The following is a 17,356-nucleotide window of genomic DNA, read 5'->3' on the forward strand; positions in this document are numbered from 1 at the left end:
CTTATCCACTATAAATTTACTATTATATGTTTCAAAACTAAAATTTTGAAATAGAAAACGCCAGTTTGAACTGACGTTTTTTTGTATGCTTATTTTGATTTGATATAGTTGATACCATCTGCCTTTGGTGCAACAGCTTTTCCAAAGAAGGCTGCCAAGACAATAACTGTCAAAACATAAGGCGCAATTTGTAAGTATACCGCAGGTACTCCTTGCAAGAAAGGAAGCTGGGAACCAATAACGGCCAAACTTTGAGAGAGTCCGAAGAAGAGACTTGAAAGCATAGCTCCGATTGGATTCCATTTACCAAAAATCATAGCGGCAAGAGCGATAAATCCAGGCCCTACAATGGTTGTCACTGAGAAGTTGACTGAGATTGATTGGGCGTAGATAGCTCCACCAATTCCACCAAGGAAACCAGAAATGATAACTCCAAAATATCTCATCTTGTAAACATTAATTCCCAAGGTATCCGCTGCTTGAGGGTGTTCACCGACAGAGCGAAGACGAAGACCAAAGCGGGTCTTGAAGAGGATAAACCAAGCAAGGAATGAGAAAGCAATGGCCAAGTAACCAAGTAGACTTGTTGACTTGAAGAAGATATCGCCGATTACTGGGATATTTGCCAAAACTGGGAAATCAAAACGTCCAAAAGTTTGGCTCAAGTTGTCGGTTTGTCCTTTGTTATAAAGAACTTTGACCAAAAAGACTGCTAAAGCTGGCGCCATCAAGTTCAATACTGTTCCACTGACAACATGGTCCGCACGGAAGTGGACGGTCGCAGCTGCGTGGATAATTGAGAAAATCGCTCCCACAATTCCTCCGACCAATAAGGCAAGCCAAGGAGTTGCTGATCCAAGTTGTTCTGCAAATTCAAGGTTAAAGACTACCCCAGAAAAGGCACCCATAACCATAATTCCCTCAAGACCGACATTGACTACCCCTCCTCGTTCAGAGAAGACTCCACCAATACTCGTAAAAACAAGAGGTGCTGAGTAGATCAACATAGAGGATACCAAGAGGGTTAGCATTGTTGTAATAGACATCTTTACTTACCTCCTTTTGCTTGTTTTTTCGATTTGACAAAACGCTCAATAAGGTAGTGAACGCTGACAAAGAAGATAATAGACGCCGTTACGATGCTAACAAGCTCTGATGGTACTTGCGCAGCATTCATACCAGGTGCTCCGACTTGGAGAACTCCAAATAGGAAGGCTGCAAATAGAATACCGATTGGAGAGTTTGCTGCAAGGAGACTAACTGCCATCCCGTTAAATCCGATAGCCAATGACGAACCTTGAACATAAACGTTTTGGAAAGTACCCAGACCTTCAACTGCTCCACCCAAACCTGCCAAGGCTCCTGAAATAATCATAGATAGGATAATTGTGCGTTTGGCAGAGATACCTGCGTATTCAGAAGCATGTGGATTGAGACCAACTGCACGGATTTCAAAACCAAGAGTTGTTTTCTTGAGCAAGAACCAGATGACAACTACCGCAATAACCGCAAAGAAAATTCCGATATTCATACGAGAATTTCCAGTCAACTCAGACAACCATGGTGTCTGATAGGCGGCGTTGGCACCGACACGGATTGTCGAGTCTGTACTTTGCATCAATTCCTTAGGGAAAGAGCGGATAAAGGCATTCCCCACATACAATACAATGTAGTTCATCATGATGGTCACGATAACTTCCGATGTTCCGAGATAAGCTCTGAGGATACCTGGAATAGCTCCGACAACCCCACCAGCAATAAGGGCAATAACAACTGTCGCAAGAATCATCAAAGGACGTGGCATATCAGGATTTGAAAGGGCAAACCACCCACTCATAACCCAACCTGCAAGAGCCTGTCCAGGAAGACCAACGTTAAAGAAGCCTGCACGACTGGCAACCGCAAAACCAAGACCAATCAAGACAAGAGGTCCCATGGCACGGAAAATCTCACCGATACCACGCAGACTACCGAAGGCTGTGTAGAACAACTCCTCATAACCCCAAATAGCATCGTAGCCGAAGATCCACATAACGATGGCTCCGAGTAAGATTCCTAAGAATACGGAAATCAGGGGAACCGAAATTTGTTGTAATTTTTTAGACATCACTCTTCTCCTTTCCCAAGCTTCCACCAGCCATCAAGACACCAAGTTCTTGTTTGTTAGTCGTTTCTGGCGACACAATACCTTGAATCTTACCGTCATGGATAACAGCAATACGGTCTGAGACATTTAAAATCTCATCCAATTCAAAGCTGACAACGAGAACAGCCTTGCCATTATCACGTTCCTCAATCAAGCGTTTGTGAATATACTCAATGGCACCAACGTCCAAACCACGTGTCGGTTGGCTAACGATCAGGAGATCAGGGTCTCGATCAATCTCACGAGCGATAATTGCTTTTTGCTGATTCCCCCCTGAAAGAGCTGCTGCTGGAACAAACTCGTTAGCAGCACGAACGTCAAATTCTTCCATCAGTTTCTTGGCATGAGAAGTGATATTTGCATAGTTCAAGATGCCATTTTTACTGAGTGGTTCTTTGTAGTAAGTTTGAAGAGCGATATTTTCCGAAATCATCATATCCAAAATCAAACCATCGCGATGACGGTCTTCTGGAACATGGCCAACACTCATCTCTGTAATTTTTCGAGGATGCAGACCCGCAATTGATTTGCCTTTTAATTCAATACTACCTGACTCAATCTTGCGAAGACCCGTGATGGCTTGAATGAGTTCTGACTGGCCATTTCCATCGATACCCGCAATACCGACAATTTCACCAGCACGAACATCCAAAGAAAGGTTCTTCACAGCTGGTACACCACGGTTTTCATTGATAACTAGGTCTTTGATAGACAAGACCACATCTTTTGGCTGGGCTGCTTGTTTGGCTGTCTTAAAGGATACCGAACGTCCCACCATCATTTCTGCCAAATCTGCATTAGTGGCTCCTGCTATCTCAACAGTCTCGATTGATTTCCCACGACGGATAACCGTAACACGGTCAGACACTGCACGAATCTCATCCAGTTTATGGGTAATCAAAATGATGGACTTCCCTTCTTTGACAAGGTTTTTCATGATTGCCATCAACTCATCAATCTCAGAAGGAGTTAATACCGCTGTTGGCTCGTCAAAGATAAGGATATCTGCCCCCCGATAGAGTGTTTTCAAGATTTCTACACGTTGTTGAGCACCAACGGAAATGTCTGCTACCTTGGCAGCAGGGTCAATCGCCAAGCCATAACGTTCTGAAAGTGCCTTAATTTCTTTGGTAGCCCCTGCAATATCTAGCACGCCATTTTTGGTGACTTCACTCCCCAAAATGATATTTTCAGCCACTGTAAAAGCTTCAACCAACATAAAGTGTTGGTGAACCATCCCGATTCCCAAACTAGCTGCTTTAGAAGGCGAGTCTAGTTTTACAACTTGACCATTCACCGCAATCTCACCACTAGTTGGTTCAAGAAGCCCCGCTAGCATGTTCATCAGAGTGGATTTCCCTGCTCCATTTTCTCCTAAAAGTGCATGAATTTCACCTTTCCGTAGGTGCAAGTTGATTTTATCGTTGGCGACAAATTCACCAAACACCTTGGTAATCTCACGCATCTCAATGACATTTTCGTGTGCCATATGCTCTTCCTTTCAGAGGTTTATTTTATTTCAATAAAACCTGCTAATCACATTAACAAGCTCTATTGAGACAAAAATTGTCTCAATTCTTAAAGAAGCGACCGATGGCCGCTTCCTAAGAAATGACTTTTATCCATTATTTTTCAGGAACTTTTACGCTTCCGTCAAGGATTTTAGCTTTTGCGTCTTCAACAGCTTTTTTACCTTCTTCTGAAAGGTTTGTTACTGCCAAGTCAACCCCTTTATCTTTCAATGAGAAGACGATAACTTGTCCACCAGGGAATTCACCTTTTTCCGCTTTATTAGCGATATCTTTTACAGCTGTACCAACTTGTTTCAAAGTTGAAGCAAGAACAAAGTTTGATTCTTTACCATCTTTAGAAGTGTATTTACCTTCTTCTGCTTGGTCACGGTCTACACCGATAACCCAAACTTTTTCATTTTCAGGACGGCTTTCGTTAAGTGATTTAGCTTCAGAAAAGACACCTGCTCCTGTACCACCTGCTACTTGGTACACGACATCAGCACCTGCAGCATACTGAGCTGCAGCGATTGTTTTACCTTTAGCTGCGTCACCAAACGAACCAGCGTAGTCTACTTGAACCTTGATAGATGAGTCTACTGAAGCAACACCTGCTTTGAAACCAGCTTCAAAACGTGAGATAACTTCGGATTCCATACCACCTACAAAACCAACTTGTTTTGTTTTAGTTGTTTTTGCGGCAGCAACACCTGCAAGATAACCCGCTTCGTTATCTGCAAAAGTAGCACTTGCAACGTTCTTTTGATCTTTGATGACATCATCGATCAAGACATAGTTCAAGTCTGTATGTTCTTTTGCTGCCTCTTCAACTGCATTTTTAAGGGCAAAACCAACACCAAAGATCAAGTTATAGCTTCCTGCCGCTTGTTGTAAGTGGTTCGCATAGTCTGCTTCACTTGTTGATTGGAAGTAAGTGTAACCGTTATCTTTAGAAAGGTTGTGTTCTTTCCCCCAAGCTTGCAAACCTTCCCAAGCTGATTGGTTGAATGATTTATCATCAACACCACCAGTATCAGTGACGATTGCTGCTTTTGTCTTCACATCTGATGAAGATGAAGCCGCGTTACGAGAAGAGCGGTTACCACATGCAGCAAGTCCAACTGCTGCTACTGCAACTAGACCTAGGCCTAGCCATTGTTTCTTGTTCATTACTGAACCTCCTAAATAAGATGTGCAACGATGTTGCAAGTATGGATTGTTTGGTCACACAGACCACAGCCACTGCAAGAGTGGCCCAGACTAATTTAAGTCTGTAAATGAGTATGGAAGTAACTCCCCGACCGTCATCTCGACCGTCGATTTATCTTTAGCGACTAGGGTCACTTTTAGATCTTGTTCAAAAAACTCAACCATGACCTGGCGACAAGCACCACATGGTGAGATGGGTTTTTCAGTTTGACCGTAGACAATCAACTCTGAAAACTCCCGTTGCCCCTCCGAAACTGCTTTGAAAATAGCAGTACGTTCTCCACAATTAGTTAAGGGATAACTAGCATTCTCGATGTTCACACCCGTATAAATACTACCGTCCTTAGCTACTAAAACAGCTCCGATAGGAAAGTGAGAATAGGGTACATAGGCTTTCTTGCTGGTTTCAATTGCTAGTTCGATCAACTCAGTAGCCGCCATCAGCCAGTTCTCCTTTTAAAATAGCTACACCAGCAGAAGTTCCGATACGAGTAGCACCTGCCTCGACAAAGGCAAGAGCATCCGCGTAAGAACGCGCCCCACCTGCAGCCTTAACACCCATATCTGGTCCCACTGTCTGACGCATCAATTTAACATCTGGCAGAGTTGCTCCTCCAGTTGAGAATCCAGTCGATGTTTTAACAAAATCAGCCCCTGCTTTTTGAGCAAGTTGACAGGCCACAACCTTTTCATCGTCGGTCAACAAGCAAGCTTCAATAATAACTTTTACTAACTTGTCACCACTTGCTTCTACAACCGCACGGATGTCTGACTCAACTAAATCCAGATTGCCCGATTTGAGGGCACCAACATTGATAACCATATCAATCTCATCTGCTCCATTTTGGATGGCTTCCTTGGTCTCAAAAGCTTTTACCGCTGAAGTTGTTGCTCCCAACGGGAAACCAACTACTGTACAAACCTTTACATCTGAGCCTTCAAGCCCCGCCTTTGAATGAGCAACCCAAGTCGGATTAACACAGACACTGGCGAAATCATACTCTCTCGCCTCAGATAGCAAACGATCGATTTGCTCTCGAGTCGAATCTTGCTTCAAAAGCGTATGATCGATATATTTATTTAATTTCATATTCGGATTCTCCCTGGTTTTATGAGATAATTTCTATAATTTCTCGTAAACTTTGCACTCCATCATTCATTTTAACATATTTTTGAAATTCTGTAACTAGTTGAGGAGAAATTTTTCCATTTGTATATACTTTTGCGACAATTTCACCCTTCTGGACAGGTTCACCAACTTTTTTATCAAAAACGATTCCAGTTTCATAGTCTAAAGGATCAGACTTGACTGCACGACCAGCTCCCAATCTCATGGCATATAGACCAAATTCCATAGCTGGAAGAGCTGAAATGACACCGGTCTCTTGAGCTGGGATTTCCACCACATGCGCAACATTTACTGGACGATAGAGATCTTCTAGATCACCACCTTGTGCTGCTACCATTTCTTCAAACTTGGCCAGAGCTTGTCCATTCTCAAGGTGTTGACGCACTTCTTCTACAGTCTTCTCAACATCTGCTAAACGAAGCATGATTTGAGCAAGTTCACAGATAAAGTGACTGATATCTTCTCGGCCTTTTCCTTGAAGGATTTCAATTGCTTCTAGGATTTCAAGACGATTGCCGATAGCTCGTCCCAAGGGTTGGCTCATATCTGTAATGACTGCAACTGTTTTTCGACCAACTGCCTTCCCCAAATCAACCATGGTTTGAGCCAATTCGCGCGCCTCGTCAACAGTCTTCATAAAGGCACCCTCACCAACTGTCACATCTAGCAAAATGGCATCTGCCCCAGCAGCGATTTTCTTACTCATGACAGAACTAGCAATCAAAGGAATGGTGTCGACAGTCGCTGTCACATCACGAAGAGCATAGAGAAGTTTGTCTGCTTTAACCAGCTGGTCAGACTGACCAATGACAGATACACCAATATCTTGCACCTGGCGAATGAAATCTTCTTGACTGCGCTCAACTTGATAGCCCTTGATCGCTTCTAACTTATCTAAAGTTCCGCCAGTGTGTCCTAGTCCACGACCACTCATTTTTGCAACTGGCACACCAAAACTTGCTACCAAAGGAGCTAAAATCAAGGTCACCTTATCACCAACACCACCTGTAGAGTGTTTATCTACTTTGATACCCTCTATGGCTGACAAATCAAACTCTTGACCAGTCTTAACCATATTCATCGTCAGATCAGAAATCTCACGTGTAGTCATTCCTTTGAAGTAAACCGCCATAGCAAAGGCAGACATTTGGTAATCTGGAACAGTTCCAGCTACATAGCCTTCTACCAACCACTTAATCTCACTTGAAGACAGTTCTTGACCATCTCGTTTCTTTTGGATTAAATCAACTGCTCTCATGATTTCACACTTCTAAGGATATAATAACCCTTGTCCTTCTTTATGATTTCACAATTTCCAAAAACGTCTTCCATCTTGCTTTTGGCACTAGGAGCACCCTGTTTTTTCTGAATAACGATTGTTAAGTCGCCACCGTCTTCCAAAAAATCCTTGCTCTTTTCGATAATCTCATGAACAACTTGTTTGCCCGCACGAATCGGCGGATTGGAAATAACATGGTCAAATTTCCCTTCAACTTGGTCATAGATATTGGATTGAAAAATCGTTGCTTCTACTTTATTTCGTTCAGCATTTTGTCGCGCTAAGTCCAAGGCGCGATTATTGATATCGACCATGGTTGCCTGAACTCCATAAGCCTTGACCAAAGAAAGTCCTAGGGGACCATACCCACAGCCGACATCAAGGACCGTTTCTCCTTTATTAACCTCTAGACACTTCAATAAAAGCTGACTCCCAAAGTCAACCATTTTCTTGCTAAAAACACCCGCATCCGTCAAAAAGGTCATTTTTTGTCCCAACAACTCCACTCTCAACTCATGAATGTCGTGAGCAGCATCAGGATTTTCTGCATAATACATTTTACTCATAAAACTATTTTACCATAATTTGGCTTGAATTGTAAATCGTTTACAAAGTGATGATAAAATGAAAAAGACTGAAGAATCCTAGTCAAAAAACCTTTTCTTCAATCTCTTTCAATTATTAGAAATACATTACAATCGATCGGGAACTACAAATTATCATAGTCAGGAAAAAACAGATCGTCTGTAATCAGGCGCATTTTTATTACTATTTCTTAACCTTAAAACACTTTATTATCAACAGGATTCCCAATATGATGTTTAGATAAAAACCCAACTGATAAGTTTGTGTCAAGATTTCCAAACTTGTCCAAAGTCGTATCAAATCTTCTAGCGACATACGGAATAAATAACCTTCTGTAGCAATCCACAAAATCAAAAATAGATAACTACCAGCAGCAAGCCATTTCGTCCACTGCTTTTTTACTAACCAAGCAATCAAGAGTGAACAGATAAAGATAACTGTTACAAGAAGATGATCCATTAAGAAGGTAAAACCGTAATAAGTTTCTACAAAGCGTCTACCATTATCCGCATTCGCTCCCCTTATAAAAGGTAGTGCAAAACTTAAAATAAAACAGAGTTCCAATATGTAACATCTCAAGATTTTCATTGTATGCCTCCTATAAGTTGCAAACTAAAAAAGCCCACCTTTAATAACTGATAAGTCTTCAGAAACAATTCCCTATCTCATCATTAAATTATTCAACCTCCATCTACCTCTATTATACGATATTGACTTACTACCATCAAGAAACCGCTTTATTTTTTTAGCTTTTTATGGTATGATAAACAAAATATCTAGGGGAAAACAAATGACCAACGAATTTTTACATTTTGAGAAAATCAGTCGCCAGACTTGGCAATCATTGCATCGCAAAACAACTCCTCCCTTGACGGAAGAAGAACTGGACTCCATCAAGAGTTTCAATGACCAGATTAGTCTGCAGGACGTAACGGACGTCTATCTTCCCCTTGTCCATCTTATCCATATTTACAAGCGCACTAAGGATGATTTGGCATTTTCAAAAGGAATTTTCCTCCAACGTGAAAGCAAATCCCAACCTTTTATCATTGGGGTTTCTGGAAGTGTTGCTGTGGGGAAATCGACTACTAGTCGCTTACTTCAGATTCTTTTATCACGCACTCTCCCAGATGCTACTGTAGAACTAGTGACAACGGATGGCTTTCTCTATCCCAATCAAACCTTGATTGACCAAGATATCTTAAATCGCAAAGGTTTTCCTGAAAGTTATGATATGGAAGCCTTGTTGAATTTTCTTGACTGCCTAAAGAATGGGCAAGATGTCGCTATTCCTGTCTATTCTCATGAAGTGTATGACATCGTTCCTAGGGAAAAGCAACGTGTCAAAGCTGCTGACTTTGTCATTGTCGAGGGAATTAATGTCTTTCAAAACCCTCAAAATGAGCGCCTTTACATCACTGATTTCTTTGATTTCTCCATCTACGTTGATGCAGCAGTCGAAGACATTGAAAGCTGGTATCTGGATCGTTTCTTGAAACTTCTCAGCTTTGCCCAAAACGATCCAGACAGCTACTACCACCGCTTTACGCAAATGCCTATTGGAGAGGTCGAAGCCTTCGCTCATCAGATCTGGACCAGCATTAATCTAATAAATCTACAAAACTATATCGAACCAACAAGGAATCGCGCCGAGGTTATTCTTCACAAAGCTAAAAACCATGAAATCGATGAAATTTACCTAAAAAAATAATTTCCCCTTGTCAAAACCTAAGTTTTCAGATATAATAGTATAGTTAGTAAATATGGAGGTAAGAACATTGGCAAACATTAAATCAGCTATCAAACGCGCTGAATTGAACGTTAAACAAAACGAAAAAAACTCAGCTCAAAAATCAGCTATGCGTACTGCTATCAAAGCTTTCGAAGCAAACCCTTCTGAAGAACTTTTCCGTGCTGCTAGCTCAGCTATTGACAAAGCAGAAACTAAAGGTTTGATTCATAAAAACAAAGCAAGCCGCGATAAAGCTCGTCTTTCAGCTAAACTTGCTAAATAAGAAACAGTCCATAGAGGCTGTTTTTTTGTCCTTGAATACAGAAAGGTAGAAAATGAAAATAGCAATCATCGGATATTCTGGAGCTGGTAAGTCAACTCTATCTGAGAAGTTATCAAACCACTACTCCATTCCTAAACTGCATATGGACACACTCCAATTTCAACCTGGTTGGCAAGATAGTGACCGCGAATGGATGTTGACCGAGATGAAAAACTTTCTCACAAAGCATGAAACTTGGGTCATCGATGGCAACTACTCTTGGTGCTATTACGAAGAAAGAATGCAGGAAGCTGACCAAATCATCTTTCTCAACTTTTCCCCATGGACTTGTCTCTTTCGAGCATTTAAACGGTATCTCACATACCGAGGCAAGGTCAGAGAAAGTATGGCTGCAGGTTGCCCTGAACGCTTTGACTGGGAATTTATCCGATGGATTCTCTGGGATGGGCGTACAAAGAATGCTAAAGAACGTTATCAACGTGTTCAAGAAAACTACCCAGAGAAAGTAATTGTCCTCAGGTCACAAAAGGAGATGGACCACTTCTTAGAAAATCTCGCAAACAACAAGAAAAACCAACGTGTATAACGTTGGTTTTTTGCTTTTATCCAATCACACTTCCGTTTGGTACGGATGGATCAACTGTGAGAAGGGTTAATTTGTCATCATATTCAGCTGAGAGGATCATTCCTTGGCTGACATATTTTTTCATCATCTTACGTGGCTTAAGGTTGGCAACGATTTGTACCTTCTTGCCGACCAATTCTTGTTCGTTTGGATAGTACTTAGCAATTCCTGAGAGGATTTGACGGTCTTCGCCATCACCAGCATCCAGACGGAATTGAAGCAACTTGTCAGAACCTTCCACTTTAGAAACTTCTTTGACTTCAGCAACACGGATTTCAACCTTATCAAAGTCTTCAAACTTGATTTCATCCTTGTTGAGCTGGAGTTCAACTTCCTCTGGATTCCATTCTTTTTCAACGGCTGGTTTGTTGCCTTCCATTTGTTCTTTGATATAGGCAATTTCTTCTTCCATATCGAGACGTGGGAAGATAGGTGTTCCTTTGACAACTACAGTCACACCTGCCGGGAAGTCAGCCAAACTCAAGTTCTCAAGACTAGAAACTTCTGCTAGACCAAGCTGAGTCAAGACTGCACGACTTGTTTCCATCATAAATGGTTCAATCAAGTGAGCTACGACGCGGAGGCTAGCTGCCAAGTGGCTCATAACACTTGCTAATTGGTCGCGAAGAGCCTCATCCTTAGCCAAGACCCATGGAGCTGTCTCATCGATGTATTTATTGGTGCGAGAGATAAGCGTCCAGACTGCTTCAAGAGCACGTGGATAGTCAACTGCTTCCATGTGTGTATGGTAGTCTGCGATTGATTGTTCTGCAACCTCAGCAAGAGCATGGTCAAACTCTGTTACACCTTCTACATAGGCAGGGATTTGCCCATCAAAGTACTTGTTGATCATGGAAACCGTACGGTTGAGGAGGTTTCCTAGGTCATTGGCCAATTCATAGTTGATACGGCCTACATAGTCTTCAGGAGTGAAGGTTCCGTCTGAACCAACCGGAAGGCTACGCATGAGGTAGTAACGAAGTGGATCCAGTCCATAACGCTCTACCAACATTTCAGGGTAAACAACGTTTCCTTTAGACTTAGACATCTTGCCGTCTTTCATGACAAACCAACCGTGAGCAATCAAGCGGTCAGGCAACTTCATATCCAACATCATAAGAAGGATTGGCCAGTAGATGGAGTGGAAACGAAGAATATCTTTTCCAACCATGTGGAACACTGTTCCATTCCAAAACTTATCAAAGTTACCGTGCTCATCTTGACCATAACCAAGAGCTGTCGCATAGTTGAGAAGGGCATCAATCCAAACGTAGACAACGTGTTTAGGATTGGACGGCACTGGCACTCCCCATGTAAAGGTTGTACGAGAAACTGCCAAATCTTCCAAGCCTGGCTCGATGAAGTTACGAAGCATTTCGTTAAGACGGCCATCTGGAGTGATGAAGTCAGGGTGAGATTTGAAAAATTCAACCAAACGGTCTTGATATTTGCTGAGGCGAAGGAAATATGACTCTTCAGAAACCCACTCCACTTCGTGACCTGATGGAGCGATACCGCCAGTTACATTTCCAGCTTCGTCACGGAAAACTTCTGCAAGCTGGCTTTCTGTAAAGAATTCTTCATCAGATACAGAGTACCAACCAGAATATTCACCCAAGTAGATGTCGTCTTGGGCTAAAAGACGTTCAAAAACGTCGGCTACAACTTTTTCATGGTAATCATCAGTCGTACGGATGAATTTATCGTATGAGATATCTAGTAATTGCCAGAGTTCTTTGACTCCAACCGCCATGCCATCAACATAAGCTTGTGGTGTGATGCCAGCTTCTTCCGCTTTCTGTTGGATCTTTTGACCATGCTCGTCAAGACCTGTCAAATAAAAGACATCGTAGCCCATGAGGCGTTTGTAGCGAGCTAGGACATCACAGGCGATGGTTGTGTAGGCTGAACCGATATGAAGTTTACCAGATGGATAGTAAATCGGTGTTGTAATATAAAAATTCTTTTCAGACATATTTTTTCCTTTCCAGGCAAATGAAACCTGTTTTTCTAACACTTCATTATATCATATTTTCGGTGATTTTCGATAGGGAAATCTATACAAAAACAAGATAGACAAATGTCCATCTTGTCTATCTTATTCATAGCGAAGGGCTTCAATTGGATCAAGCTTAGACGCTTTATTGGCTGGTAAGACCCCAAAGATCATACCAACGCTGGCCGAAACAGCCAAGCTAAAGAGAGCAATTGGTAGCGAGACACCAATTTCTATTCCTTCCATCATATTTTTTAACAAAGCGCCTGCTAGCGTGGTCAAGCCCGCTGCACTTACTAGGCCGATGACTCCACCTAACAAGGTCAATATCATGGACTCAATCAAAAACTGTACCAAGATATTAGCCCGTGTAGCTCCCAATGCTTTACGAAGACCAATCTCTCGAGTACGCTCCGTTACAGAAACCAGCATGATATTCATAACTCCAGTCCCTCCCACAAAGAGAGAGATTCCTGCGATAGCACTGATAATAGCGGTCATAAAACCAAAGATTTGCTGAACCTCTGCAAAAGCGGCAGTTTCGTCTACAACCTGATATTCTCCCTGCTGTACTCCTGCAATTTCTGTCATCTTACGTGCGAGTTCTGGCCCCAAAGTCGGAGTTAGACTCGTATCATTCACACGAAAGACAATATTAGAAATTTCCTCTACATTAAAATTAGCTGCTACAGAAGCATTGGTTGTAATCGGTAAACCACCTACACCAAACATCTTAGCACTTTTAACAGCAGGACTAGAGTAAACACCAATCACGCGGTAGCTATATCCATTGGCTGAAATAATTTGATTGAGTGCTGCCTGAGGCGAGTCAAAAAGACTTTTAGCGAGTTCTTCATCTAGCAAAATCACACTTGCAAAATCTCGGTAATCTTGTTCTCTCAGATCCCTACCTGCAATAATTTTATTTTCTACAGCAGACATATAAGTCACATTTCCACCTGTCAGACTTGCTCTCTCTACCTTTTTATCCTTATAGGTCAAAGTAACATTTGTACTATTAGTCACATAATAGCCATCTACACCTTTTAGTTTGGCAGTTTCCTTAACCCACGATTCCTGTGTTTTAGGTGGTTCTACGTGAACATCTTCTTCTTTACCAGATAGTGTCAGTGCAGATTGCTTTTGTGTAAAGGAACCGTCCTTACTTTTAATTGGTGAGAAAAATACCTGAATATTTTTCTGAGATTTTGTCATATTTTTATTGACCTGACGAGACATAGAGTCCCCTAAAGCCATGATGACAACTACTGAAGAGACTCCGATGATAATGCCAATCATTGTCAAAAAGGAGCGCATCTTGTGTGCCATAATAGATGAAAAGGCAAATTTCAGATTTTGCATCTTAGTTCTCCTTTCCTTCCAACCGAGCGCTATCAGACGAAATAACTCCATCACGGATTACAATCTGGCGTTTTGCATAGGCTGCAATTTCGGGCTCGTGCGTTACCATAATAATAGTCTTGCCTTCTTCATTTAACTCAACCAAGAGTTCCATGATTTGACTTCCTGTTTTCGTATCCAAGGCACCTGTCGGTTCATCAGCTAGGATGATCGAGGGATCATTAACAAGAGCACGCGCAATGGCCACCCGTTGTTTTTGACCGCCAGACAACTCCGAAGGAAGGTGATGAATACGATCAGTCAACTCTACTTTACTCAGATATTCCTCTGCCATCTTGCGACGTTGGGCAGCTGGAACTCCTGCATAAATCAAGGGTAACTCAACATTTTGAACAGCATCCATCTTTGACAAAAGAAAGAACTGTTGAAAGACAAAACCAATTTGTTGGTTACGTACCTGTGCCAACTGCTTTTCACCTAGACGGGCCACTTCTTGGCCTTCTAGATAATATTCGCCGCTAGTTGGGGTGTCCAGCATTCCGATGGTATTCATCAGAGTAGATTTACCCGAACCAGATGGTCCCATAATGGCAACAAATTCCCCTTCGCCAATCTCTAAATTAATATTTTTCAAGACCTGCAGTTCCTGTTCACCATTTCGATAGCTCCGGCAGATGTTTTTTAGACTAATTAGTTGTTTCATCAGCCTTCACCTCTTTTCCTTCTTCCAAGGAAGTCGTTGGATTACTGATGACTTTGGTTCCGTCTGTCAAACCAGATGTGATCTCTTGGTTTTCTGCGTCAGCATTTCCTAAGCTAACTTCAACCTTCTTAGCCTTATTCTCTTCGTCAACAACCCAAACGTAGTTTTTCCCGTCTTCAGTAATGACACTGGTTAAGGGTACGAGGATTGATTTCTTGTCACTTTTAACCTCAACACTAACGGTAAAACCTGGTTTTAAATCACCAATCTCACTCGTCACTTCAATGGTATAGGGATATTTAGAACCAGTATTCCCCCCAGTTATAGCATTCGTTCCTTCTCCACTATTTTTAGGGTAAGCTGAAATATAGCTGATCTTCCCTGTCCAAGTTTTATCTTGGTAAACTTTAGAAGAGAAGGTCACTTCTTGGTCAACAGAAAGATTGGCAAGATTGTACTCAGAAAGTTCTCCCTTGACTTGTAGATTGTCGTTACTTACTACATGAACCATCACTTGATTTGCAGTAGTTGTAGACTTCGATACATTGTGATTAACTTCTACAACTGTACCTTCTAGCGTACTCAAAACCTTTGTTGCGTCCAATTGAGCCTGCGCCTTTTTAAGTTGTGCCTCTGCATCAGCACGACTATCACGAGCATCACTAATCTGAGAATCTATGGAAGAGACTGAAGAACCCTGCGCTCCATCATCATATCCTTCCGAATCAGCTAGAGTGTTGTTTCGCGATTCCTTCAAGTCATTGATACGACGATCAGCCTTGGCTATGGCACGGTTAGCTGTATCATAAGCAGATTGCGCTTCTGTGCTGTTGTATTTTACGAGCGCTTGTCCTTTGTCAACCTTATCTCCAACAGAAACCAAGATTTCATCTACCTCACCCTTACTTGCATCCAAATATACATATTGTTCATTTTTTGCGGTGACGGTACCAGATAAAAGAACAGAGGAGGCAACTGTTCCTTCCTTTGCGACTACGAGATGCGATGTGTCATCCTTACCGGCAGCCTGAGAGGGCTGTCTAAATAGCAAAATACCCACTGCACTGATTATAATAATACTTGCAGCACCAATAGCTGTGTATAGTTGCCATTTTTTATTTTTCTTATTCCCCTTCATCACAAAACTCCTATTTTATTTTCAATACAAAGACTATTATAGCAAATTTACCTACTCTAAACAATGATTGTTCAGAGAGAAAAGAGAACAATTCAGGAAATGAGCCTTATTTTCATTTAATTTATGCAGAATTGTACTAGTAACATCATACACCTTATTTCTATATTTAGCAAGTGATTTCTGCTATTTCTTTAGGGCGTAGCAGATTTTTGCATTCAAAAAATAAAAACGATAGAATATGACTATCAAATCTATAAGGAGTTTTCTATGAGAGAATATGATATCATCGCCATCGGTGGAGGGAGCGGCGGCATTGCTACCATGAACCGCGCTGGCGAACACGGTGCTAAAGCAGCTGTTATCGAGGAGAAAAAATTAGGTGGAACTTGTGTCAACGTTGGCTGTGTTCCTAAGAAAATTATGTGGTATGGAGCCCAAATCGCTGAAAGCTTCCACCACTACGGAGCTGATTATGGTTTTACAAGTTCAGATGTGCAATTTGATTTCGCAAAACTTCGTCAAAATCGTGAAGCCTACATCGATCGTGCCCGCTCGTCTTATGATGGAAGTTTCAAGCGCAACGGGGTTGATTTGATTGAGGGTCGTGCTCATTTTGTTGATTCCCACACCGTCAGCGTTAATGGTGAATTGATTCGTGCCAAACATATCGTGATTGCGACTGGAGCTCATCCAAGCATCCCAACTATTCCTGGAGCTGAACTCGGTGGCAGCTCAGACGATGTCTTTGCTTGGGAACAACTTCCTGAATCTGTTGCGATTCTTGGCGCTGGCTATATCGCCGTTGAGTTAGCAGGTGTTCTCCACGCACTCGGAGTAAAAACTGATTTGTTCGTCCGTCGCGATCGTCCTTTGCGTGGTTTTGACAGCTACATCGTGGAAGGTCTTGTCAATGAAATGGAAAAAACAGGTCTTCCTTTGCACACCCATAAGGTACCGGTTAGACTCGAAGAAACTGAGCAAGGTATTACCATTCATTTCGAAGACGGTTCCAGTCACACTGCAAGCCAAGTTATCTGGGCTATCGGCCGCCGTCCAAATGTAGACGGCTTAGAGTTAGAAAAGGCTGGAGTTACACTCAACGAACGTGGATTTATCCAAGTGGATGAGTATCAAAATACTGTTGTAGATGGTATCTATGCCCTTGGAGACGTTACGGGTGAGAAGGAACTAACTCCAGTAGCCATCAAGGCTGGACGTACCCTATCTGAACGTCTCTTTAATGGGAAAACACGTGCTAAGATGGACTACACAACTATCCCTACTGTTGTCTTCTCCCACCCAGCAATCGGAACCGTGGGGTTGACCGAAGAAGAAGCTATCAAAGAATACGGCCAAGAGCACATTAAAGTCTACAAGTCAAGCTTTGCATCTATGTACTCTGCCGTTACAAACCATCGTCAAGAATCTCGCTTCAAACTCATCACCGCCGGTGCTGACGAAAAAGTTGTTGGCCTTCACGGACTTGGTTACGGGGTGGATGAGATGATTCAAGGATTTGCTGTTGCCATCAAGATGGGAGCAACCAAGGCAGACTTTGATGCTACAGTAGCTATCCACCCAACCGCTTCAGAAGAATTTGTGACCATGCGCTAATTGTTGAAAGAGACTTTAAAGAGTCTCTTTTTACTTGCAAAATC

The 17,356-nt window shown here is 42.1% G+C and carries 17 protein-coding genes; 4 read left to right on the forward strand and 13 right to left on the reverse strand.

Translation table 11 applies throughout. The features are described from left to right. Positions 1 to 89: 89 nt before the first annotated feature. The 9 genes from BLS46_RS03120 to BLS46_RS03160 all read right to left on the reverse strand — a co-directional run bounded on the left by BLS46_RS03120 (position 90) and on the right by BLS46_RS03160 (position 8,447). A complete protein-coding gene (locus BLS46_RS03120) occupies positions 90 to 1,046 on the reverse strand; it encodes an ABC transporter permease (protein ID WP_093585609.1) in 957 nt (318 codons plus the stop codon). Between the two features lie 2 nt (positions 1,047 to 1,048). After that, the gene (locus BLS46_RS03125) at positions 1,049 to 2,107 is read right to left on the reverse strand and encodes an ABC transporter permease (RefSeq protein ID WP_093585611.1); all 1,059 of its coding nucleotides are present in this window, start codon (positions 2,105 to 2,107) and stop codon (positions 1,049 to 1,051) included. Beyond that, entirely contained in the window at positions 2,100 to 3,635 is a 1,536-nt protein-coding gene (locus BLS46_RS03130; protein ID WP_093585613.1) for an ABC transporter ATP-binding protein, read from the reverse strand. Before BLS46_RS03130 ends, BLS46_RS03125 begins: the two co-directional genes overlap by 8 nt. 136 nt (positions 3,636 to 3,771) lie before the next feature. Then, positions 3,772 to 4,827 (reverse strand): BMP family lipoprotein, encoded by a 1,056-nt coding sequence (locus BLS46_RS03135; protein WP_093585615.1) that lies wholly within the window; start codon positions 4,825 to 4,827, stop codon positions 3,772 to 3,774. A gap of 90 nt (positions 4,828 to 4,917) precedes the next feature. After that, the gene (locus BLS46_RS03140) at positions 4,918 to 5,307 is read right to left on the reverse strand and encodes a cytidine deaminase (protein WP_093585617.1); all 390 of its coding nucleotides are present in this window, start codon (positions 5,305 to 5,307) and stop codon (positions 4,918 to 4,920) included. Then, positions 5,294 to 5,956 carry a deoxyribose-phosphate aldolase gene (gene deoC / locus BLS46_RS03145; protein WP_093585618.1) on the reverse strand — a complete coding sequence of 221 codons (663 nt, stop codon included), beginning with the start codon at positions 5,954 to 5,956 and terminating at the stop codon, positions 5,294 to 5,296. The genes BLS46_RS03140 and deoC overlap by 14 nt, the downstream gene beginning before the upstream one ends. A 19-nt stretch (positions 5,957 to 5,975) precedes the next feature. Further along, the gene (locus tag BLS46_RS03150; protein WP_093585620.1) at positions 5,976 to 7,253 is read right to left on the reverse strand and encodes a pyrimidine-nucleoside phosphorylase; all 1,278 of its coding nucleotides are present in this window, start codon (positions 7,251 to 7,253) and stop codon (positions 5,976 to 5,978) included. Beyond that, a complete protein-coding gene (locus tag BLS46_RS03155; RefSeq protein ID WP_093585622.1) occupies positions 7,250 to 7,840 on the reverse strand; it encodes a class I SAM-dependent methyltransferase in 591 nt (196 codons plus the stop codon). The genes BLS46_RS03150 and BLS46_RS03155 overlap by 4 nt, the downstream gene beginning before the upstream one ends. Positions 7,841 to 8,042: 202 nt before the next feature. Further along, on the reverse strand, positions 8,043 to 8,447 hold the full coding sequence (locus BLS46_RS03160; protein ID WP_093585624.1) for a hypothetical protein: 405 nt from the start codon (positions 8,445 to 8,447) through the stop codon (positions 8,043 to 8,045). Between the two features lie 202 nt (positions 8,448 to 8,649). On the opposite strand from BLS46_RS03160, the gene coaA reads away from it, so the two are divergent. The 3 genes from coaA to BLS46_RS03175 all read left to right on the forward strand — a co-directional run bounded on the left by coaA (position 8,650) and on the right by BLS46_RS03175 (position 10,460). After that, a complete protein-coding gene (gene coaA / locus BLS46_RS03165) occupies positions 8,650 to 9,570 on the forward strand; it encodes a type I pantothenate kinase (protein ID WP_093585626.1) in 921 nt (306 codons plus the stop codon). A 67-nt stretch (positions 9,571 to 9,637) separates the two neighbouring features. Further along, the gene (gene rpsT, locus BLS46_RS03170) at positions 9,638 to 9,874 is read left to right on the forward strand and encodes a 30S ribosomal protein S20 (protein WP_001274000.1); all 237 of its coding nucleotides are present in this window, start codon (positions 9,638 to 9,640) and stop codon (positions 9,872 to 9,874) included. 52 nt (positions 9,875 to 9,926) lie between these two features. Beyond that, positions 9,927 to 10,460, forward strand: a complete 534-nt coding sequence (locus BLS46_RS03175; RefSeq protein ID WP_093585628.1) for a DNA topology modulation protein — start codon at positions 9,927 to 9,929, stop codon at positions 10,458 to 10,460. A gap of 16 nt (positions 10,461 to 10,476) precedes the next feature. Here the strand turns inward: BLS46_RS03175 and metG are convergent, their stop codons facing one another. The 4 genes from metG to BLS46_RS03195 form a co-directional block, all read right to left on the reverse strand. Next, on the reverse strand, positions 10,477 to 12,474 hold the full coding sequence (metG, locus tag BLS46_RS03180) for a methionine--tRNA ligase (RefSeq protein ID WP_093585630.1): 1,998 nt from the start codon (positions 12,472 to 12,474) through the stop codon (positions 10,477 to 10,479). A gap of 123 nt (positions 12,475 to 12,597) precedes the next feature. After that, the gene (locus BLS46_RS03185) at positions 12,598 to 13,857 is read right to left on the reverse strand and encodes an ABC transporter permease (RefSeq protein ID WP_093585632.1); all 1,260 of its coding nucleotides are present in this window, start codon (positions 13,855 to 13,857) and stop codon (positions 12,598 to 12,600) included. Position 13,858: 1 nt separating this feature from the next. Next, positions 13,859 to 14,560: an ABC transporter ATP-binding protein gene (locus BLS46_RS03190; protein ID WP_093585634.1), complete on the reverse strand. Its 702-nt coding sequence runs from the start codon at positions 14,558 to 14,560 to the stop codon at positions 13,859 to 13,861. Continuing rightward, positions 14,544 to 15,698 (reverse strand): efflux RND transporter periplasmic adaptor subunit, encoded by a 1,155-nt coding sequence (locus BLS46_RS03195; RefSeq protein WP_093585636.1) that lies wholly within the window; start codon positions 15,696 to 15,698, stop codon positions 14,544 to 14,546. The genes BLS46_RS03190 and BLS46_RS03195 overlap by 17 nt, the downstream gene beginning before the upstream one ends. A 267-nt stretch (positions 15,699 to 15,965) precedes the next feature. On the opposite strand from BLS46_RS03195, the gene gor reads away from it, so the two are divergent. After that, entirely contained in the window at positions 15,966 to 17,312 is a 1,347-nt protein-coding gene (gor, locus tag BLS46_RS03200; protein WP_093585638.1) for a glutathione-disulfide reductase, read from the forward strand. The last annotated feature ends 44 nt before the right edge of the window (positions 17,313 to 17,356 follow it).

The organism is Streptococcus sp. NLAE-zl-C503 (assembly GCF_900104285.1).
Taxonomy (GTDB): Bacteria; Bacillota; Bacilli; order Lactobacillales; family Streptococcaceae; genus Streptococcus.